This is a genomic window from Streptomyces sp. SudanB182_2057 (genome assembly GCF_964272715.1).
Taxonomy (GTDB): Bacteria; Actinomycetota; Actinomycetes; order Streptomycetales; family Streptomycetaceae; genus Streptomyces; species Streptomyces rubradiris.
Map to the genome: position 1 here is coordinate 89935 of NZ_OZ186798.1, position 23039 is coordinate 112973.

At 74.0% G+C, this 23039-nt stretch carries 1 protein-coding gene and 1 pseudogene; both read right to left on the reverse strand.

The genetic code is table 11. The features are described 5' to 3' along the window. Nucleotide 1: 1 nt before the first annotated feature. Nucleotides 2-3247: pseudogene (locus ACSURM_RS00375) on the reverse strand (SDR family NAD(P)-dependent oxidoreductase); the annotation flags it as partial. Next, nucleotides 3162-22721, reverse strand: coding sequence for an SDR family NAD(P)-dependent oxidoreductase (locus tag ACSURM_RS00380; protein ID WP_436952284.1), 19560 nt, complete (start codon nt 22719-22721; stop codon nt 3162-3164). The gene ACSURM_RS00380 and the pseudogene ACSURM_RS00375, both read right to left, overlap by 86 nt. Nucleotides 22722-23039: the final 318 nt, after the last annotated feature.

The window sequence follows — 23039 nt, forward strand, 5'->3', positions numbered from 1 at the left end:
GCTACTCCTCAGCGTTTCGGGACTCGCCCGAGCGGATGACCTCGGTCCTGCGGTGCGCATCGTCCAGAAGGCTGAACAGTTCGTCGTCGCTCGCGTCGTCGACACCGGCCGCGGAGCCGGCGCGTTTGGCGGTCCAGGCCGCGAGAAGCGCTTCGAGGCGGGCCGCGACGGTCTCGTAGTCGGCCTCGGCGGCTGCCGCGTCCAGGGTGGTCTTGAGCCGGTCGAGTTCGGCGAGCAGGGGGTCGGGTGCGGTGCCGTGCAGCCGTGTGTGCACGAAGGCGGCGAGGCGGGCCGGTGTCGGGTGGTCGAAGACGAGCGTGGCGGGCAGGCGCAGGCCGGTGTCCGCGTCGAGATGGTTGCGCAGTTCGACGGCGGTGAGCGAGTCGAACCCGATGTCGGTGAACGCCCGGTCGGGGTTGACCGCCTCCGGTGACGCGTGCCCCAGGACCAGGGCGACCTGGCCCACGACGAGTCGCAGCACGTCGGCCGGCGTCCACACGCGGTCGGCGGGCTGCCTGCGCCGGGGCCGTACCAGCTCCCGCAGCAGGGCGGGCGGGTCGCCGGCGCGGCGCAGCGCCGGCAGGTCGAACCCGACGGGGACGAGGGTCGGGGTGCCCGCGGTCAGCGCGGCGTCGAACAGGGCCAGCGCTTCCGTCGTCGGCAGCGGCCGTACGCCCGCCCTGGCCAGGCGGTGCCGGTCGGTGGCGGTCAGACCGCCGGTCATGCCGCTGGCCTCCGCCCAGTAGCCCCAGGCGAGCGACACGGCCGGCTCGCCCTGGGTGTGCCGGTGGGCGGCGAGGCCGTCGAGGTAGGCGTTCGCCGCCGCGTAGTTCGCCTGGCCCGCGCCGCCCAGCACACCGGCCGCCGACGAAAACAGCACGAAAGCCTCCAGGTCCGAGGTCAGTTCGTGCAGGTGCCGCGCCGCGAGGGCCTTCGGCCCCCACACGCGCGCGAACTGCTCCGGGGTGAGGGATTCCACGACGGTGTCGGCCAGCGCGCCCGCCGCGTGGATCACCGAGGTGACCGGGTGTTCGGCGAGCAGCCGTGCCACCGCCTCACGGTCGGACACGTCGCACGCCACGATGACGACGGTCGCGCCCAGCACGGCCAGGTCGGAGGTCAGCTCGGCCGCTCCGGGGGCGTCCGGGCCGCTCCGGCTGACCAACAGCAGGTGCCGCACGCCGTGCCGTACGGCGAGGTGGCGGGCGATCGTGCCGCCCAGGGTGCCGGTGCCGCCGGTGACGAGCACCGTGCCCTCGGGGCTGAGCCGATAGGGCTGCGGTGCGGTCCGCGCCCGTTCGAGGCGGGGGACGTGCACGGCGCCGGCGCGGAGCGCGAGCTGGGGTTCGTCACCGGCCAGCCGGACCTCGCCGTCGTCGCCGTCGACCAGTACGAACCGGCCGGGGTGCTCGGTGGCGGCCGACCGGACCAGGCCCCAGACGGCGGCGGCCTGCGGGTCGACGTCCTCGCCCGGCCGGACCGGCACGGCGTTGCGCGTGGCGACCACCATGCGCGGGGTGTCCGTGGTGAGGAAGTCCTGGAGCACCCGCAGGGTCTCGACGGGCGAGGTGGCGTGGTGGACCGGGATGTCCACTTCGGTGGTCGCCGCTTCCAGGACCGGCCACGCGACCTGGTACAGCACGTCCTGCGTGGTGGCCCCGGCCGGCGGGCGCAGGGTCAGCGAGGCGATCTCGGCGACCGGGGCGCCCGACTGGTCGGCGAGGCCGATCGCGCAGGTGTCCTGACCGGTCACGGTCAGCCGGACCCTGGCGTGCTCGGCCCCGCGCCACCAGGAGATCCCGGCGAAGGAGAACGGCATCTTCGCCCGGTCGTCGGAGACGGTCACGGTCTGGATCGCGGCGTCGAGCAGGGCGGGGTGCAGGGCGAACCGGGGGTCGCCGGAGGGTACGGACACCTCCGCGTAGAGGGTGTCGCCGTCGCGCCAGGCCGCGCGCAGACCTTGGAAGGCGGTGCCGTAGGCGAATCCGGCGTCGGCCAGGTCGTCGTAGAAGGCGTCGAGGGCGACGGCTTCGGCGTGCGGCGGCCACTGCCGTGCCCAGGGCTCCCGTGGTACGACGGGTACGGCGCCCAGGGTTCCGGTGGCGTGCCGTACCCACTCGCCGTCTGTCCGCGAGTGGATCGAGACGCTGTGCCGGCCCGCGCGTTCGGGGCCGACGGTCACGGACACCTGCACGCCGTCCGCGACCACCAGCGGTGTCTCCAGCGTCAGGTCCTCGACCGCCGGGCAGCCGACGTGTTCGCCGGCCCGGAGCGCCAGGTCCACGAACGCCGCGGCGGGCAGCAGGGGCGAGCCCGAGACGACGTGTTCGGTGAGCCACGGCTGCGCGGCGGTGGCGAGTCGTCCCGTGAGCACCACGCCGTTGTCGTCGGGGAGTTCCATGGCGTCCCGCAGCAGCGGGTGGTCGATCCGGCCGTCACCGGCCGTCACCGGGGTGGTGGGCTGGAGCCAGTAGTGCTGGTGCTGGAAGGGATACGAAGGCACCCGCGCGTCCGCTCTGGCCGACGTGGTGGTGGGTGGCATCCAGTGCGCGGCGCCGTCCGCCCACAACCGGCCCAGCCCCGCCAGCACCTGCTCCGGAGAATCCCCGCCACGGCGCATCAACCCATTACCCACCAGCAACGGATGCGGACCCACCTCCACAAACCCCGTAACCCCCCGGCCCACCAGCCATTCCATGGCGTCGGCGAACCGGACCGGTTCGCGCACCTGCCGCGCCCAATACCCGGGCTCCCCCATGTCCACCGGATGTCCGGCCACCGTCGACACCACCGGAATCACCGGCTCAGCGAACGACAGACCCGCCGCGACCCGGCCCAGCTCCTCCAGCACCGGATCCATCCGCGCCGAATGGAACGCGTGACTGACCACCAGCCGCCGCACCCGGCGCCCACGACCCCGCCACACCTCACCCACCGCGGCCACCGCCGCCTCGTCCCCCGACACCACCACCGCATCCACGCCGTTGACCGCCGCCAGCTCAGCACCCGGCACCAGCGACCCCGTCACCTCCTCCGCCGACGCCCGCACCGACACCATCGCCCCACCACCGGCCAGCCCCTGCATCAACCGGCCCCGCGCCCCCACCAGCACACACGCATCCTCCAGCCCCACAACCCCCGCCACATGAGCCGCCGCGACCTCACCCACCGAATGCCCCACCACGAAATCCGGCCGCACCCCCAGCCACTCCACCAACCGGAACAACGCCACCTCCAACGCGAACACCCCGGCCTGCGTGAACAACGTCTCCCCCAACACCCCCTCCCCGTCCTCGAACAACACCTCCACCGGCACCCAACAACCCACACACCTCGTCCAACACCCTGGCGAACACCGGGAACACCCGGTACAAACCCCGCCCCATCCCCACCCACTGACCACCCTGGCCAGAGAACACAAACGCCGACTTGCCCGGGGAGGCGGTGCCCGTGACGATTCCGGGTCTTCCGTCGATCAGCGCGTCCAGGCCGGCCGGGTCCGTCAGCACGGCACGGTGCGGAAACCGAGCCCGCGCGGCCAGATCGGCGGCCACCTCTGCCGGTGTGACCTCGGGGTGCTCGGCGAGGAACCCGCGCAGCCTGCGGGCCTGGTCGCGCAGCGCCGCGTCCGACTTCGCCGACAGCAGCCACGGCACCGGCACGACGGCAGGGGTCTCGCTATCGGAAGCGGCCGGGGACTCGGCCGGTGCCTCCAGGATGACGTGCGCGTTCGTACCGCTGATGCCGAAGGCCGAGATGCCCGCGCGACGCGGCCGGCCGTTGCCGGGCCAGGGCTGGCCCTCGGTGAGCAGCCGGATGTTCCCGGACTCCCAGTCGACGTGCGAGGTCGGCGCATCCACATGCAGCGTCGGCGGCAGCTGCCCGTGCCGCATCGCCATCACCATCTTGATGACACCCGCCACACCCGCCGCCGCCTGCGTGTGCCCGATGTTCGACTTCACCGACCCCAGCCACAACGGCTCCACCCGGTCCCGGCCGTAGGTCGCCAGGAGAGCCTGCGCCTCGATGGGATCGCCGAGCGTCGTCCCGGTGCCGTGCGCCTCAACCGCGTCCACCTCCGACGGCTCCAGCCCGGCGTTCACCAGCGCCTGGCGGATGACGCGCTCCTGCGAAGGGCCGTTGGGCGCGGTCAACCCGTTGGACGCCCCGTCCTGGTTCACCGCCGAGCCCCGGACGACCGCTAGTACCCGGTGACCATGGCGACGGGCGTCCGACAACCGCTCCAGCAGCACCAGCCCCGCACCCTCACCCCACGCGGTACCGTCAGCCGCCTCGGCGAACGCCTTCACCCGCCCGTCGGCCGCCAGCCCCCGCTGCCGCGAGAACTCGACAAACCCCGCCGGCGTCGCCATGACCGTCACGCCACCGGCCAGGGCCAGCGAGCACTCCCCGGCCCGCAGCGCCTGCGCCGCCAGGTGGATCGCCACCAGCGACGACGAGCACGCCGTGTCCACCGACACCGCCGGACCCTCCAGCCCCAGCAGGTACGACACCCGCCCGGAGGTCACACTCGTCGCCGTGCCCGTCGAGAGGTAGCCCTCCAGGTCGGGCGGCTGTGCCCCGGCGCCGTAGCCCGAGGACCAGATGCCGGTGAAGACACCTGTCTGGCTGCCCCGCAACGACGTCGGATCGATCCCCGCGTCCTCCAACGTCTCCCACACCGTCTCCAGCAACACCCGCTGCTGCGGATCCATCGCCAACGCCTCACGCGGCGAAATACCGAAGAACGCCGCGTCGAAGCCGCCGGCGGTGTCGAGGAAGCCGCCCCACCGTGTGTACGAGGTTCCCGGACCGCCGGCCGGATCATAAAGACGACCCACATCCCACCCGCGATCCGACGGGAACTCCCCCACCGCATCGACCCCGCCCGACACCACACCCCACAACTCCCGCGCCGATCCCACCCCACCCGGATACCGGGCCCCCAGCCCCACCACCACCACCGGATCACCCGACACCGGAACCGCAGCCGGCACGGGTGAGGCAGGGGCCTGGCGCCGGGCGCCGACCAGGAGGTCCCGCAGGTGGCCGGCCAGCGCGTCGGGGGTCGGGTAGTCGAAGGTCAGGGTCGCGGGCAGCCGTACGCCGGCGACCGCGGACAGGCGGTTGCGCAGTTCCACCGCGGTGAGCGAGTCGAAGCCCAGGTCCTTGAAGGCCCGTTCGGCGCTGACGGCGGCGGTGTCGGTGTGGCCGAGGACCGCGGCCGTCTGGCCGGTGACCACTTCCAGGACGCGGTTGTGCTGCTCGGTCTCGGGCAGGGCCGCCAGTTCCCTGCCCAGGTCCGGCCGGTCCGTGCGCCGGGCGGGCCTGGTCCGGGTGAGGCGGCTGAGCAGGGGCCGGGTGGACGCCGCCGACAGGTCGAGGTGTGCGGGGACCAGTGCGGGATCGGCGGCGCCCAGGGAAAGGTCGAACAGTGCCAGCGCCTGGTCCGTGGGCATCGGCAGCACGCCGGCGCGGGCGAGGCGCTTGCGGTCGGTGTCGGTGAGGTGTTCGGTCAGCCCACTGGACTCGGCCCATTGCCCCCAGGCCAGCGACACGCCCGGCAGACCCCGGGCACGCCGGTGCACGGCGAGGGCGTCCAGGAAGGCGTTCGCGGCAGCGTAGTTCGCCTGGCCCGGGCCGCCCAGCACACCGGCGGCGGACGAGAAGAGCACGAACGCGCTCAGGCCGAGGTCCTTCGTCAGTTCGTGCAGGTGCCAGGCGGCGTCGGCCTTGGGCCGCAGCACCTGGTCGATCCGGGCGGGCGTGAGGGACTCGACGACGCCGTCGTCGAGCACGCCGGCCGCGTGCACGACCGCGGTCAGCGGGTGCGCGGCCGGGATCGAGTCCAGTACGGCGGCCAGCGCGTCCCGGTCGGCCACGTCGCAGGCCACCACCTCGGCGTCGAAGTCCACCTCCGCCGCGGTCCTGCCGAGCAGGAGCAGGTGCCGGATGCCGTGCCGGTCGCGCAGGTGCCGGGCGAGGAGGCGGCCCAGTGTTCCGGTGCCCCCGGTGATCAGCACGGTGCCGTTCGGGTCGAGCGGGCCGGGTGCCGGGGCCGCTTCGGCCCGTACCAGGCGGGCGGCATGGGCGGCGCCGCCGCGGACGACCAGCTGCGGTTCGTCCCCCGCGACGAGGACGCGGTCGTCGGTGTCGATGAGCACGAACCGGTCGGGGTGTTCCGCCTGGGCCGCGCGGACCAGGCCCCAGACGACGCTGGACGGCAGGTCGACGGGGTCCGGCCCGACCGCCCCGCGGGTCACGACGGCCAGCCGGCCGTCCCCGTCGCGCAGGAAGTCCTGGAGCACTCCCAGCGTCTCGGCGGCGACGGTGTGCGCGGCCGCCACGGGGTCTCCCGCCGGGGGTGTGACGTGGTGGACGGCCGGGGGCTCGCCGGTGGTCTCGACGGGCACCCAGTCGAGGCGGTAGAGCTGGTGGGTCCCGGCGACCGGCAGGCCCGGCGGCCGGTGACGCACGGTCAGTGCGTCGATCACCGCCAGCGGGCCGGACTCGTCGGCGAGCGCGACCCGGAAGGTGTCGGGGCCGGTGGGTGTGAGGCGGACCCGGGCCGTGGAGCCGGCTTCCCGCATCGACACCCCGGCGAAGGAGAACGGCAGGCGACCGGCCGCCAGCAGGGTCAGCGGCTGGAGTGCGGCGTCGAGCAGCGCGGGGTGGAGACCGAAGCGGTCGCGGGTGTCGGCGGGCAGCGCCACCTCGGCGTAGAGTTCGTCGCCCTGCCGCCGGATCTCGCGTACGCCCGCGAACACCGGCCCGTACTCGTAGCCCTGGGCGGCGAGGGTGTCGTAGAAGTCGGTCAGGTCGACGGGCTCGCCGGACGGCTGCCAGGTCTCGCCGGTGTCGTACGGGTGGGGACCGCCGGATGCGAGCACGCCGGTGGCGTGCCGCAGCCAGGTGCCGTCCGTCCGGGAGTGCACGGTGACGGGGCGCCGGCCCGTCCCGTCCGGTGCGCCGACGACGACCTGGACCGGCACGGAACCGTCGTCCGGCAGGATCATGGGGGCTTCCAGTACCAGTTCGTCCAGGACGTCGGAGCCGGCCTGTCGTCCGGCGTGCAGGGCGAGTTCCACGAACACGGTGCCGGGCAGCAGCACGGAGCCGAGGACGACGTGGTCGGCCAGCCATGGCCGGGTGGCCGTCGAGAGCCGCCCCGTGAGCAGGACGCTCTGGTCCCCGGCCAGTTCGACGACGGCCCCGAGCAGCGGGTGCCCGGTCGAGTCCAGTCCGGCCGCCGACACGTCGCCCTTCGCGGCGGCGGGGTTCAACCAGTACGGCCGGTGCTGGAAGGCGTATGTCGGCAGCGGGACGTGCCGGGGCTCGCCGGGGAAGACCGGGGTCCAGTCGACGGTCACACCTTGCGTGTGCAGGCGCGCCAGGGCGAGGTGGAATTCCTGTCTGCCGCTGCCGCGGCGCAGTGTGCCGGTCACCACGCCGTCCATCACCGGGACCAGTACGGGGTGCGGGCTGACCTCCACGAACACGTCGTGTTGGTCCTGCGTCAGGGCCTCGACGGCGAGGTCGAAGCGTACGGGTTCGCGGAGGTTGCGGTACCAGTAGCCGGCGTCGAGGGCAGAGGTGTCGATCGCCTCGCCGGTCACCGTCGAACAGAACGGGATCTGCGCCGGGTGCGATGTGATGTCGGTGAGGTCGGTGAGCAGTTGCTCGCGGATCGCCTCGACCTGGACGGAGTGGGCCGCGTAGTTCACCGGCAGACGGCGGGCGCGGATGCCGTCGGCCTCACAGGCCGCCACCAGTTCGTCCAACGCGTCCAGATCACCCGACACGACGACCGAACCGGGGGCATTGACCACCGCCACCGTCAACCGGCCGCCCCAACGGGCCACGAAACCGACCGCCCGCTCATGCCCGAGACCGACCGACACCATCCCGCCCTGATCCGCCAACGCGACCAGAGCCTTGCTGCGCAGGGCGACCACCTTCGCTGCGTCCTCCAACGACAACGCGCCCGCCACGTACGCCGCCGCGATCTCCCCCTGCGAATGCCCCACCACCGCATCCGGCTCCACACCATGAGCACGCCACAACTCCGCCAGCGCCACCATCACCGCGAACAGGACGGGCTGCACCACGTCCACCCGCTCCAACGAACCACCACCGGTCAGCACCTCCACCAACGACCAGTCCGTGTACGGCGCCAACGCCGCACCACACGCGTCGACCGCCTCGCGGAACACCGGCTCCGAGCCGTACAACTCCGCACCCATCCCCACCCACTGCGCACCCTGCCCCGGGAACACGAACACCGACCGTCTCACCGAACCGGCGACCCCCGTGATGACGCTGGGGTCTGCGTCGGCGAGGGCGGCCAGTTCCGCCATGAGGTCGGTTCGGGTGCTGCCCACCAGGGCCGCCCGATGGGCGAGCATGGTGCGGGTGGTGGCGAGGGCCCGGCCGATCGCGGCCGGCCGGAGCCCGGGGTGGGCCATGATGTGGTCCGCGAGCCGTCGGGCCTGGGCGCGGAGGGCGTCGTCCGTCGTGCCGGACAGCAGCCACACGGTGGGCTCCGCGGAGTCGTCCCCGGTGTGTTGTTCGGGGGTCTCTTCCGGGAAGTGTTCGATGACGACGTGGGCGTTGGTGCCGCTGGCCCCGAAGGCCGAGATGCCCGCGCGGCGGGGGCGCCCCGTCTCCGGCCACGGACGGGCCTCGGTCAGCAGCCGGACGTCACCGGTGTCCCACTCGACGTGCGGCGTGGGCTCCTGGACGTGCAGCGTCGGCGGCAGTTCACCGTGCCGCATCGCCATCACCATCTTGATGACACCCGCCACACCCGCCGCGGCCTGCGTGTGCCCGATGTTCGACTTCACCGACCCCAGCCACAACGGCTGGTCCCGTCCCTGACCGTAGGTCGCCAGGAGTGCCCGCGCCTCGATGGGATCGCCGAGCGTCGTCCCCGTACCGTGGGCCTCCACCGCGTCCACCTCGGACGGCTCCAGCCCGGCGTTCGCCAGCGCCTGGCGGATGACGCGCTCCTGGGAAAGGCCGTTGGGCGCGGTCAACCCGTTGGACGCCCCGTCCTGGTTCACCGCCGAACCCCGCACCACCGCCAGCACCCGGTGACCGTTGCGCCGGGCGTCCGACAACCGCTCCAGCAGCACCAGACCCGCGCCCTCACCCCACGCCGTACCGTCAGCCGTTGACGAGAAGGGCTTGCATCGGCCGTCAGGGGCCAGGGCACGCTGGCGGGAGAACTCCGTGAACTGCAGGGGGGTGACGCTCACGGTCACCCCGCCGGCCAGGGCGAGTGTGCACTCCCCCGAGCGCAGTGCCTGCGCGGCGAGGTGGATCGCCATCAGTGACGAGGAGCAGGCGGAGTCGACGGACACGGCCTGGCCCTGGAGGCCCAGCAGGTAGGAGACCCGGCCGGAGGTGATGCTCGGCGAGATGCCGGTGGCGAGGTAGCCCTCGGTGTCGGGTGGTGCCTGGTCGGGGCTGCCTACGTAGCCGGAGGACCAGATGCCGGTGAACACACCCGTCTGACTGCCCCGCAACGACGTCGGATCGATCCCCGCGTCCTCCAACGTCTCCCACGCCGTCTCCAGCAACACCCGCTGCTGCGGATCCATCGCCAACGCCTCACGCGGCGAAATCCCGAAGAAATCGGCATCGAACCCCGCCGCATCCTCCAAAAACCCACCCCACCGCGTATACGACGTCCCCGCATGACCCGCATCCGGATGGAACAACCCCTCGACATCCCACCCACGATCCGACGGAAACCCCCCGATCCCATCCACCCCACCCGACACCACACCCCACAACTCCTCCGGCGACCCCACCCCACCCGGCAACCGGCACCCCATACCCACGATCACCACCGGATCATCCCCACCACCCACCCCACCCACCGACACCGACGACACCACCGGCACCCCACCCCCACCCGCACCGGAGAGTTCGGCGGTGAGGTGGTCGGCGAGGTCGGCGGGGGTGGGGTGGTCGAAGACGAGGGTCGCGGGCAGCCGCAGGCCGGTGGCGCCGGCGAGGCGGTTGCGCAGTTCGACGGAGGTCAGGGAATCGAAGCCGAGGTCGCGGAAGGCGAGTCGGGGGGTGATCGCGGCGGCGTCGGAGTGGCCGAGGACGGTGGCGGTGTGCGCGGCGACCAGGGACAGCAGGTCCGACGCGGGGGGCTTGGGCGTCGGCAGGGTCCGCGGTATCGAGAGGTTGGCCGTGGTCAGCGCGGGACGTCCGGCGGCCAGCGCGGTGTCGAACATGGCGAGGGCGCGTTCGGTGCTGAGGGGACGGATGCCCTTGCGGGCGAGGCGTTGGCGGTCGGCCACGGTGAGGTGGGCGGTCATGCCGCTCTCCTGCTCCCAGTAGCCCCAGGCCATCGACACGGCGGGCAGTCCGAGGGTCTGCCGGTGTGCGGCGAACGCGTCGAGGTAGGAGTTCGCGGCCGCGTAGCCGGCCTGACCGGCGTTGCCGAGGACGCCCGCGGCCGCGGAGAACAGTACGAAGGCCGCGAGAGGGTCCTCGCGGGTCAGCTCGTGCAGGTGCCAGGCGCCGTCGACCTTGGGACGCAGCACCCGGTCGAGCTGCTCCGCGGTCAGCCGTTCCACGACGGTGTCGTCGAGCACGCCGGCCGCGTGGACGACGGCGGTGAGCGGATGCTCGGCCGGGATCGAGTCCAGTACGGCCGCCAGCGCGTCCCGGTCCGCGACGTCACAGGCCACGACCCGCACGTCGGCGTCTCCTCGCGCTTCCAGGTGCGGCACCGCGCCACCGCCGCGGCCGACGAGCAGCAGGTGCCGTACCCCGTAGCGGGACACCAGGTGCCTGGCGACGGCCCGGCCGAGGGTGCCTGTGCCGCCGGTGACCAGCACGGTGCCGTCGGGATCGATCGGCCGGGGGACGGTGAGGACGATCTTGCCGATGTGGCGGGCCTGGCTCATCAGCCGGAAGGAGGCGACGGCCTGGCGGAGGTCCGCGGCGGTGACCGGCAGCGGCTCCAGCGTCCCGTCGGCGACCATCGCCACGACCCGGGAGAGGATGTCGCCCTGCCGCTCGGGATCGACGTCGTTGAGGTCGAAGGCCCGGTAGATCCGGCCCTCGGGCGAGCGGACGTCCGTCTTGCCCAGCTCGACGAACCGTCCGCCGCCGGCGAGCAGCCGCAGGGAGGCGTCGGTGAGTTCTCCCGCGAGCGAGTTGAGGACGACGTCCATGGCCGGGAACCGGTCGGCGAACCGGGTGTCGCGGGACGAACCGATGTGGTCGTCCGCCAGTCCGAGGCGCCGCAGGGTGTCCCACTTGGCGGGACTCGCGGTGGCGAAGACCTCCGCGCCGCTGCCCAGGGCCAGCCGGATGGCGGCCATGCCCACTCCGCCGGCGCCGGAGTGGACGAGGACCCGGTCGCCGGGGCGCAGTTCGCCGAGGTCGAACAGCGCGTACCAGGCGGTGGTGAACGCGATGGGCACCGACGCCGCCTCGGTGAAGCTCCAGCCGTCGGGGATCGCCGTGAGGAGCCGGTGGTCGGCGACCGCGCGCGGTCCGAAGGCGCCGGGCATCATTCCCATGACGCGGTCGCCGGGCCGCCAGGCCGTGACGCCGGGACCGACCTCCAGGACGGTGCCGGCCCCTTCGCCGCCCAACGGGGGCCGGTCCGGGTACATGCCGAGGGTGATGAGCACGTCGCGGAAGTTCAGGCCGGCCGCGCGTACGGCGACCCGTACCTGGCCGGGTTCCAGCGCGGCCTCGTGCCAGGGCAGCAGGGCCAGGTCGTCCAGTTGCCCGGTGCCGGACTCGCTGAGCCGGTACGCGCCGTCGGGGGCGGTCAGTTCCGGCGCGTACCGGGCCTGCCTCGGCACGAGGACGCCTTCGGGGCGCAGGGCCAGTTCGGGTTCGCCGCCGGCCGTCATGGCGGCGCGGACCGCGTCCTCCTCGGACGCGTCGCCCATGTCGACCAGGACGAACCGGCCGGGGTGCTCGACGGCGGCGCTGCGGACCAGGCCGCGTACGGCCGCGCCGGCCACGCCGCGGGTCAGGACGGCCAGGCGCGCGGCCGTCCGTTCCGGCTGCTCGGCCAGGAAGTCCTGGATGAGCGCGCGGGCCCGCTGGAGGAGGGCGTGCACGGAGTCCGCGTCGGCGTCCGCGGTGAGTACCGGGCTCGGCACCACCTCGGTCGGCGTGTTCGCGGTGAGGGGCACCCACTGGGTGTGCAGCACCGCGGCCCGGGGCTCGGCGGCCGGGCGGACGGTCAGCGCGGTGATGTCCGCGACCGGGTTGCCGGACAGGTCGGTCAGTGTCGCGCGGTAGGTGTCGGTGCCCGTGCGGGCCAGGTGGACCCGGGCGGACGACACCCCGGTGGTGTGCACGGTGACGCCGGAGAAGGAGAACGGCAGCCGGACCCGGGTGTCGGGGCCGAGCAGGATCAGCGGCTGGAGTGCGGCGTCCAGGAGCGCGGGGTGGATGCCGAAGCCGGCGCCGTCGGGGACGGACACCTCGGCGTACAGTTCGTCCTCGCCCTGCCACAGTTCCCGCACACCCCGGAACGCGGGTCCGTACTGGTAGCCGAGTCCGGCGAGGAAGGCGTAGAACCCTTCGGGGTCCACGAGTTCGGCGTTCCGCGCGGGCCAGTCGAGGCGTCCGGCCGTCACCTGGCCGCCGAGCGTTCCGGACGCGTGGCGGACCCAGCCGTCGCCGCCCTTGGAGTGCACGGTGACCGGGCTGCGGCCGGCGTCGTCCGGGGCGCCGACCGAGACCTGGATGTCCGTCGGTGTGTCCGAGAGCGCGAGGGGCTGGTGCAGGACGAGATCGTCAAGGGTCCCGCCGGCCAGGGTGGCGAGTTCGAGGAAGGCGGTGCCCGGCAGCAGAATCGTTCCTTCAACAGCGTGGTCGGCCAGCCAGGGATGGCTGCGGGTGGAGACGCGGCCACTGTGCACGGTGCTCCCGTCGGGCAGTTCGACGGTGGTGCCCGCCAGCGGGTGCCCGGTGCCGTGGTCGCCGGCCGCGGGGGTGAGCCAGTAGGTGCTGCGCTGGAAGGCGTAGCGCGGCAGGCTGACGCCGTGCGGGCGGTCGTGCGGCCAGGTCACGGCGACGCCCTGGACGTGGAGGCGGGCCAGAGCGGTGTGGAATTCCCCGATGGTGCCGTGGTCGCGGCGCAGAGTGCCGGTCGCCACGCCGTCCAGATCCTGTACCAGCACCGGGTGCGGGCTGACTTCCACGAACACCTCGTGCCCGTCGGCGGTGAGCCGGGCGGTGGCCAGGTCGAACCGTACGGGCTCGCGCAGGTTGCGGTACCAGTAGCCCGCGTCGAGTGCGGAGGTGTCGACCGGCTCGCCGGTGACCGTGGAGTAGAACGGGATCGCCGCCGAATGGGGCCGGACGTCCGAGAGGTCGGTCAGAAGGCGCTCGCGGACGGCCTCGACCTGGACCGAGTGTGCCGCGTAGTCGACGGGGACGGCGCGGGCGCGTACGCCGTCCCTGGCGCAGGCTGCCAGCAGTTCGTCCAGGGCCCGGGGTTCGCCGGACACGACGACGGTCGAGGGGGAGTTGATCACCGCGACGGTGATCCGGTCGCCCCAGGGGCTCAAGTAGCCGGCGGCGTCGTCCGCGGACAGCGCGACCGAGACCATGCCGCCCTGGCCCGCCAGGGCGACCAGGGCCCTGCTGCGCAGGGCGACCACCTTCGCTGCGTCCTCCAACGACAACGCGCCGGCCACGTACGCCGCCGCGATCTCCCCCTGCGAATGCCCCACCACCGCATCCGGCTCCACACCATGAGCACGCCACAACTCCGCCAGCGCCACCATCACCGCGAACAGGGCGGGCTGCACCACGTCCACCCGCTCCAGCCCACCACCACCGGTCAGCACCTCCACCAACGACCAATCGGTGTACGGCGCCAACGCCGCACCACACGCGTCGATCGCCTCGCGGAACACCGGCTCCGAGCCGTACAACTCCGCACCCATCCCCGCCCACTGCGCACCCTGCCCCGGAAACACGAACACCGACCGACCCAACGGGCGGACCGTCCCGGTGACCAGACCCGGCACCGTGCCACCCTCGGCCAGGACGTCCAGCGCTTCGGCGGTGCCCACCACCACCGCCCGGTGCTCGAACACGGTGCGGGCGGCCAGCGCGCCCCCGACCGCCGCCGGACTCACCTCGGGATGCACGGCGGTGAAGGCGACCAGCCGGCGCGCCTGCTCCCGCAAGGCCGCATCCGATCTGGCCGACAGCGGCCAGAGGACCTGGTCGTCCGCGTGGCCCCGGGGGGAGGGTGCGGCGCAGACGGCCTCGGCGGGCTGTTCGAGGATCACGTGGGCGTTGGTGCCGCTGATACCGAAGGCGGAGACGGCGGCCCGTCGTGGCCGCCCGCTCCCGGGCCAGGCGACCGGTTCGGTGAGCAGGCGGACCGCGCCGGACTCCCAGTCGACGTGCGGGGTGGGGGCGTCCACGTGGAGGGTCCGCGGCAGTTCGCCGTGCCGCATCGCCATGACCATCTTGATGACACCCGCCACACCCGCCGCCGCCTGGGTGTGCCCGATGTTCGACTTCACCGACCCCAGCCACAACGGCTCCGCCCGGTCCCGGCCGTAGGTCGCCAGGAGCGCCTGGGCCTCGATGGGGTCGCCGAGGGTGGTGCCGGTGCCGTGGGCCTCCACCGCGTCCACCTCGGACGGCTCCAGCCCGGCCTGGGCGAGGGCCTGACGGATCACCCGCTCCTGGGAGGGGCCGTTGGGCGCGGTCAGGCCGTTGGAGGCGCCGTCCTGGTTGGTGGCGGAGCCCCGGACGACGGCCAGTACCTCGTGGCCGTTACGGCGGGCGTCGGACAGGCGTTCCACCAGCAGCAGGCCGGCGCCCTCCGCCCAGCCCGCCCCGTCGGCCGCGGCGGCGAAGGACTTGCTGCGGCCGTCGGGCGCGCTCGCTCCCTGCCGGGACATCTCGGTGAACAGTGTGGGTGCCGCGTTGACGGTGACGCCGCCGACCAGGGCGAGGGAGCATTCTCCCGAGCGCAGCGCCTGGGCGGCCAGGTGCAAGGCCACCAGGGACGACGAGCAGCCGGTGTCCAGGGACAGTGCCGGGCCGAGCAGGCCCAGCTGGTACGCCAGCCGGCCGGACCCCACGCTCGACGCGGTGCCGGTGACCTGGTAGCCCTCCAGGTCGTCGGGGACCGGCCCGGTGGCGTAACCGGTGGACCAGATGCCGGTGAACACGCCGGTGGGTGTGCCCTCCAGCGCGGTCGGGTCGATACCGGCGTGCTCGACGGTCTCCCACGCGGTCTCCAGCAGGATGCGCTGCTGCGGGTCCATGGCGAGCGCTTCGCGGGGGGATATCCCGAAGAACGCCGCGTCGAAGTCGCCGGCGGCGCCGAGGAAGCCGCCCCGGGACGTGCTCGACGTGCGGGGGCGGCTTCCCGTCGGGTCGTAGAGGCGGTCGATGTCCCATCCCCGGTCGGCCGGGAAGTCGCCGACCGCGTCCACGCCGTCCGCGACCAGCCGCCACAGGTCCTCGGGGGTGTCGACGCCTCCGGGGTAGCGGCAGCCCATGCCGATGACGGCGATCGGCTCGTCCGTCGCGGCCGGGGCCTGCGGCGCGTTCCGCTCGCCCGTCTCGCCGGACAGGTGGGCGGCCAGCCGTGCCGGGGTGGGGTGGTCGAAGACGAGGGTGGCGGGCAGTCTCACCCCGAGCGCGGCGGTCAGGCGGTTGCGCAGTTCCACCGCGGTCAGCGAGTCGAAACCCAGGTCCTTGAACGCCTGCCGGGGGTCGAGCCGCCCGGGGGTGGCGTGTCCCAGCACTCCGGCGACGTGGGTGGTGATCAGCTCCAGCAGGTCGGTGCCGCCGGCGGGGGGCGCGGGCCTGGGGGCCCGCGGCCGGCTGTGGGATTCGGGCAGGTCCCGCAGCAGCCTGCTCGGCCGCGCGTGGGTGTAGGCGCGGGCGAACTGTGCCCAGTCGGTCTCGGTGACGACCGCCAGGGCCTCGTCGTGGTCGAGGACGTCCTGAAGCGCGTCGAGTGCCCGGCCCGGGTCCAGTTCGCCGAGGCCGAGCAGGGTGCGCTGGTGCTGCACGGACTCCAGGGCCGCCATCCCGCCCTCGGCCCAGATGCCCCACGCGACGGAGGTCGTGGCGCGGCCCTGGGCGCGGTGCTGTGCGGCCAGGGCGTCGAGGAAGGCGTTGCCGGCGGCGTAGGCCGCACCGTGGCCGTCGCCCCACACGCCCGCGGTGGAGGAGAACAGGACGAAGGCGTCGAGGTCCGGCAGGAGTTCCGCCAGGTTCGCCGCCCCGGCGACCTTGGCCGCGACGACCTCGGCGAACTCCGCCGCTGTCGTGTCGGCCAGCCTGGTCGCCCTGATCACGCCGGCGGTGTGGAAGACAGCGCGGATGTCGCCGACGCGCTCGACGAGGTCCCGCAGGGCGTCCCGGTCGGCCACGTCGCACGCCGCCACCGTCACCCGGGCCCCGGCTGCCTCCAGTTCGTCACGCAGGGCGGCCGCTCCGGGTGCGTCGGGGCCTCGGCGGGCGGCCAGCACGATGTGCTCCGCGCCCTGCCGCGCGAGGCGGCGGGCCACGTGTCCGCCGAGCGCACCGGTGCCGCCGGTGACCAGCACCGTGCCCCGCGGCCGCCAGGGCCGCGCGGCCGGGCCCGACGGGGCCTTGTGGCGCAGCCGCTTGGCGAAGCGCCGGGTGCCGCGGATCGCCACCTGGTCCTCGCCCGGGCCGGCGAGCACGCCGAGCAGCGCGTTCACGCTGTCCTCGTCGGGCACGGCGGGAAGGTCGACCAGGCCGCCCCAGGCGTGCGGGAACTCCAGCGCCGCGGACGCGCCGGTGCCCCATGCCAGGGCCTGGGCCGGGCTGGTGACCGGGTCGGTGCCCGAGGTGCTCACGGCGCCGCTGGTCGCGCACCACAGCGGGACGGCCGGTGTCCGCACCGGGTCCAGGGCGCGGACCAGATCGAGGGTGCGGACCAGGCCCGCCGGGAGCACCGGGTGATCGGGGTGCGGCTCCTCGTCCAGCGCCAGCAGCGACAGCACACCGTCCGGCCGGGGCCGGGCGTCCGGGGTGTCGGCCGCGTCCCAGGTGTCGGCCACCGCGAAGCCCCGTTCGCGCAGGGCTTCGGCCCACGGGTGCCCGGTCGTGGCCAGAACGAGCCAGCGAGCCGGGTCCACCGGGGCCGCGGTGCCGCTCGTCGGCGCCCACGCCACCTCGTACCGCCAGTCGTCGCAGGGCACCGGCGGGGTCGCGGTCACCCAGTAGGGCTCGCGCTGGAAGGCGTACGTGGGCAGGTCCGCCCCGGGTGCGGTGCGGGGCAGGACCGGGGTCCAGTCGACGTCGGCTCCGGCGGCGTGGAGGCGTCCCGCGGCGGCGAGGAACTCGGTAAGGCCGCCGTGATCGCGGCGCAGTGTCCCGGTGGCGGCGACATCCAGCGCGGGCACCAGCACCGGGTGCGGGCTGACCTCCAGGAACAGGTCGTGGCCGTCGGCGGTGAGCCGGGCGGTGGCCAGGTCGAACCGTACGGGCTCGCGCAGGTTGCGGTACCAGTAGCCCGCGTCGAGTGCGGAGGTGTCGACCGGCTCGCCGGTGACCGTGGAGTAGAACGGGATCGCCGCCGAATGGGGCGTGATGTCCGCCAGTTCGGTGAGCAGTTGCTCGCGGATCGCCTCGACCTGGACGGAGTGGGCGGCGTAGTTGACGGGCAGGCGGCGGGCGCGGATGCCGTCGGTCTCGCAGGCGGCCAGCAGTTCGTCCAGCACGTCGGGGCCGCCGGACACCACGACCGCCGCGGGCCCGTTCACCACGGCGGTGGTCAGCCGCTCGCCCCAGCGGGCCAGGTAGCCGGCGGCCTGCTCGGCGGACAGCGCGAGGGACACCATGCCGCCCCGGTCGGCGATGACGGCCAGTGCCCTGGACCGTAACGCCACGACCTTGGCGGCGTCCCGCAGCGACAGCGCGCCGGCGACGTAGGCGGCCGCGATCTCCGCCTGGGAGTGGCCGACCACGGCGTCCGGGCGTACACCGTAGGACCGCCACAGGTCGGCCAGCGCCACCATGACGGCGAACAGGGCCGGCTGGACCACGTCGACGCGGTCCAGTGGGCCGTGGCGCAGTTCGTCGACCAGCGACCAGTCGGTGTACGGGGCCAGGGCGGCGGCGCAGGCGTCGATGCCGGCGCGGAAGACCTCGGACTGCTCGTACAGGTCACGGCCCATGCCCGCCCACTGCGAGCCCTGTCCGGGGAAGACGAACACAGTCCCGCCGGTACGGTCCGGCAGTCCCGGCGGGAGCGCGGCCAGGCCGGACAGCAGGTCGTCCCGGTCGGTGCCGACCACCGCGGCCCGGTGCGCGAACCGGGTGCGGGCGGCCAGTGCGCGGCTGATCGCGGCGGCCGGGACGTCGGGGTGGGCGGTGGCGTACGCGTGCAGCCGCTCGGCCTGGGCGCGCAGCGCGGCGTCGGTCTTCGCGGACAGCAGCCAGGCGGTGGGGGCGGTCAGGTCGGCGGGTTCGGGAAGGTGGCCGGGGTCCGGGTCGGGGGACTGCTCGATGATCAGGTGGGCGTTGGTGCCGCTGATGCCGAAGGCCGAGACGCCGGCGCGGCGCAGGTGCTCGCGCTCCGGCCACGGCCGGGCCTCGGTGAGCAGCCGGACGCCACCGGAGGCCCAGTCGACGTGCGGGGTGGGGGCGTCGACGTGCAGGGTGCGCGGCAGTTCGCCGTGCCGCATCGCCATGACCATCTTGATCAGGCCCGCCACGCCGGCGGCGGCCTGGGTGTGGCCGATGTTCGACTTCACCGACCCCAGCCACAACGGCTCCGCCCGGTCCCGGCCGTAGGCGGCCAGCAGGGCGTGGGCCTCGATGGGGTCGCCGAGGGTGGTGCCGGTGCCGTGGGCCTCGACGGCGTCCACGTCGGACGGCTCCAGTCCGGCGTTCGCCAGTGCCTGACGGATGACGCGTTCCTGGGAGGGGCCGTTGGGCGCGGTCAGGCCGTTGGACGCGCCGTCCTGGTTGACCGCGCTTCCCGCGACGACCGCCAGCACCCGGTGGCCGTTGCGGCGGGCGTCCGACAGGCGTTCCAGCAGCACCAGGCCGGTGCCCTCGGCCCAGCTGGTGCCGTCGGCCGCGGCGGCGAAGGGCTTGCTGCGGCCGTCCACCGCGAGGCCGTGCTGGCGGGAGAACTCGGTGAAGCCCAGCGGTGTCGCCATGATCGTGACACCGCCGGCGAGCGCCAGCGAGCACTCGCCCGCGCGCAGGGCCTGGGCGGCCAGGTGGACGGCGACCAGGGACGACGAGCAGGCGGTGTCCACGGACAGCGCCGGACCGCGCAGCCCGAGGTGGTAGGCGACCCGGCCGGACGTGACGCTGGTCGCGACGCCGGTGAACAGGTAGCCCTCCAGGTCCTCCGGCAGGCCCGGCCCGGTCGCGTAGCCGGACGACCAGACGCCGGTGAACACGCCGGTGTGGCTGCCGCGCAGCGAGGCCGGGTCGATCCCGGCGTGCTCGAAGGTCTCCCAGGCCGTCTCCAGCACGAGCCGCTGCTGCGGGTCCATGGCGAGCGCCTCGCGGGGCGAGATGCCGAAGAACGGAGCGTCGAAGCCGGCCACCGCCTCCAGGAACCCGCCCCGGGTGGTGTACGTGGTGCCGGCGCCGCGCAGTTCGGGGTCGTACAGGCCGCCCAGGTCCCAGCCGCGATCGTCCGGGAAGTCGCCGATCGCGTCCACGCCCTGAGCGACGAGCCGCCACAGGTCGTCCGGCGAGGCCACCCCGCCGGGGAAGCGGCAGCCCATCCCCACGATGACGACCGGGTCGTCGTGGAGAGCCGGGGCGGCGGGGGCCGGCCGGTCGCCGGGGCCCCGGCCGCGCAGCCAGTCGATCAGCTCCGCGGGCGTCGGGTGGTCGTAGACGAGACCGGAGGGGAGGTGCCGGTCCAGGGCGCCGGCCAGGCGGTTGCGCAGTTCGAGCCCGGTGACCGAGTCGAAGCCGAGGTCCTTGAAGGTGAGCGCGGGATCGATGTCCGCGGGGTCCTCGTGGCCCAGCACGAGCGCGATCTGCGCCGTGACCAGGGCGGCCGCGTCGACCGTGTCGCCCGGCTCGGGGTCGTCCGTGTCCGTGCCGCCCGCCCCGGTGCCGCGGATCTCCGGGCCGCCGTCCGGCCGGCCGGGCGCGGTGGTCTCCGCCGCGTGCGTCCCCGGGTCGGCCGGGGTCCGGCCGCTCTGCCCGGCTGTCGCGTCGGGCAGCCAGTACGAGCGACGCTGGAAGGCGTACGTGGGCAGGTCGACCGGCGCGGCCTCGGTGACGGCCGGGGACCAGTCGACCGGCACGCCGGCCACGAACAGCCGGGACAGCGCGGTCAGGAAGACGTCCGGCCCGCCCCGGTCACGGCCCAGCGTGCCGGTGGCGACGCCGGGCACGCCGGTCCGCTCGCGGGCCTGTTCCAGGGTCTGTTCGAGGGCGGGCAGCAGCACCGGGTGCGGGCTGACCTCGACCACGACGTCGTGCCCGTCCGCCAGCAGGGCGGCGGTGGCCAGGTCGAAGCGGACCGGCTCGCGCAGGTTGCGGTACCAGTAGCCGGCGTCGAGCTGCGTGGTGTCGTCGAGGAGGCCGCCGGTGACCGCGGAGTAGTACGGGATGGTGCCCTGCCGGGGCCGCACACCGCCCAGTTCGGTGCGCAGCCGCTCGCGGATCGTCTCGACGTGCGCGGAATGGGAGGCGTAGTCCACCGGGACGACGCGTGCGCGGACGCCGTCCGCCGCGCAGGACTCGACCAGTTCGGACAGGGCCTGCGTGTCGCCGGACACCACGACCGAGCCGGTGGCGTTGACCACGGCGACCGTCAACGCGCCGCCCCACCGCGACACGTAGTCCTCGGCCCGCTCGGCGGACAGGGCCACGGACACCATGCCGCCCCGGCCGGTCAGCGCCGCCAGCGCGCGGCTGCGCAGTGCCACGATCCGGGCCGCGTCGGACAGCGGCAGCGCGCCCGCGACGCAGGCCGCGGCGATCTCGCCCTGCGAGTGCCCAACCACCGCGTCGGGCTCGACACCGAAGGAGCGCCACAGTGCCGCCAGGGACACCATCACCGCGAACAGGGCGGGCTGCACGACGTCCACGCGGTCGAGCGGCGCGCCGTCCAGGACATCGGCCAGGGACCAGTCCGTGTACGGGGCCAGGGCCTGGGCACACTCGTCCATGGCGGCCCGGAAGACGGGGTACGCGGCGTACAGCTCCCGGCCCATGCCGGCCCACTGGGCGCCCTGGCCGGGGAACACGAAGACGGTACGGCCCGGGGTGCCGGCCCGGCCGGCGGCGACCTGGGCGGAGTCGAGCAGGACCGCGCGGTGCGCGAAGCGGGTCCTGGTGGTGGCCAGCGCGTGCGCGACCTCGGCGCCGGTCAGGTCCGGGCGGCTACGCACGTGTTCGCGAAGACGCTCGACCTGCGCTCCCAGCGCCTGCTTGGTTCGCGCTGTGACGATCCACGGCGCCGGCCCCCCGGGGGCGGGCCGCCGGACCGGCGGCGCGACCGGTGCGGGCGGCTGCTCGACGATCACGTGCGCGTTGGCGCCGCCCATGCCGAACGACGACACTCCGGCGAGCAGGGGCGCGTCCGGCCGCGGCCAAGGGGTCAGGGCGGTTTGGACCCGCAGCGCCAGTGCGTCGAGCGGGATGCCCGGGTTGGGGGTCTTGTAGTTCAGGCTCGGCGGCAGTGCGCGGTGGTACACGCTGAGGACGGTCTTGAGGAGCCCGACGATGCCCGCGGCGCCTTCCAGGTGGCCGACGTTCGTCTTGGCGGATCCGACCCGCAGGGCGCTGTCGGCGTCGCCCTCCGTGTCTGTTGACCCGGCCGGATCGCGGTAGGCCGCCGCGAGGGCGGCGGCCTCGACGGGGTCGCCGACAGCGGTGCCGGTGCCGTGCAGCTCCACGTACTGCACATCCGCGGGACGGACGCCGGCGCGGGCCAGTGCCTCGCGGATGACCTGTTCCTGGGCCTGCGCGCTGGGCACGGTCAGGCTCTGGGTCGCGCCGTCGTGGTTGACCGCGCTGCCCCGGATGACACCGTAGACGCGGTCCCCGTCGGCCAGGGCCCGGTCCAGCGGTTTCAGGACGATGAAGGCGCCGCCCTCGCCGCGGACGAAGCCGTTGGCCCGGGCGTCGAAGGTGAAGCAGCGGTCGTCCGGGGACAGGCCGCCGAACTCCGCCGCTCCCTCCTCGCGGGCGGCGGTCAGATTGAGGTTCACCCCTCCGGCCAGGGCGAGCACCGACTCGCCGCGGCGCAGGCTCTCGACCGCCAGGTGCACCGCGACCAGCGCCGACGACTGGGCCGTGTCGACCGTCATGCTCGGTCCGCGCACACCGAGGAAGTGCGAGACGCGGCCCGCGATGACGCCCCGGTTGGTGCCGGTCAGCGTGTGCGGCGTGATGTGACCGGGGTAGGCCAGGGACGTGTAGTCCTCCCACATGGAGCCGACGAACACCCCCGTCGGGCCGCCCGTCAGCGTGCCCGGCACGATCCGGGCGTCCTCCAGTGCCTCCCAGGCGAGTTCGAGCATGAGCCGCTGCTGCGGGTCCATGCCTGCGGCCTCACGGGGGGACACACCGAAGAACGCCGCGTCGAAGCCGTCCACCCGGTCCAGGTAGCCACCGTGCCGTAGGCCCTGCCGGCCCACGGGCGGCGCGGTGATCGCGTCGGCCCCATCGCACAGCAGCCGCCAGAACGCCTCCGGGTCCGGGGCTTTCGGCAACCTGCCCGCCATGCCGACGACAGCGACACGATCAGCGTCCGAATCCAAGGGGAAGCGCATCACATCGACACCTCGTGAGCCGGGGAATGAAGGAAGGCGGGCTGCTTCCGTAGCAGTCCCCACGGTGCGGCTCCGGCCGCGCGAGCGACCGGATGATGGAACGCGCGGGCAGCCCGGCGACCCGGTCGTATCCCGAACCCGGACTCGACAGCGCTTCGGGCGCCTGGAACAGTGGAGCGGACCTCGAAAGCGACAGCATTGGCGATCTTCGAGGAAGATGCACTGGTGCGCTGAGCGTAGGGGGGTCGAGGCGATGATCGCCTCGCTGCG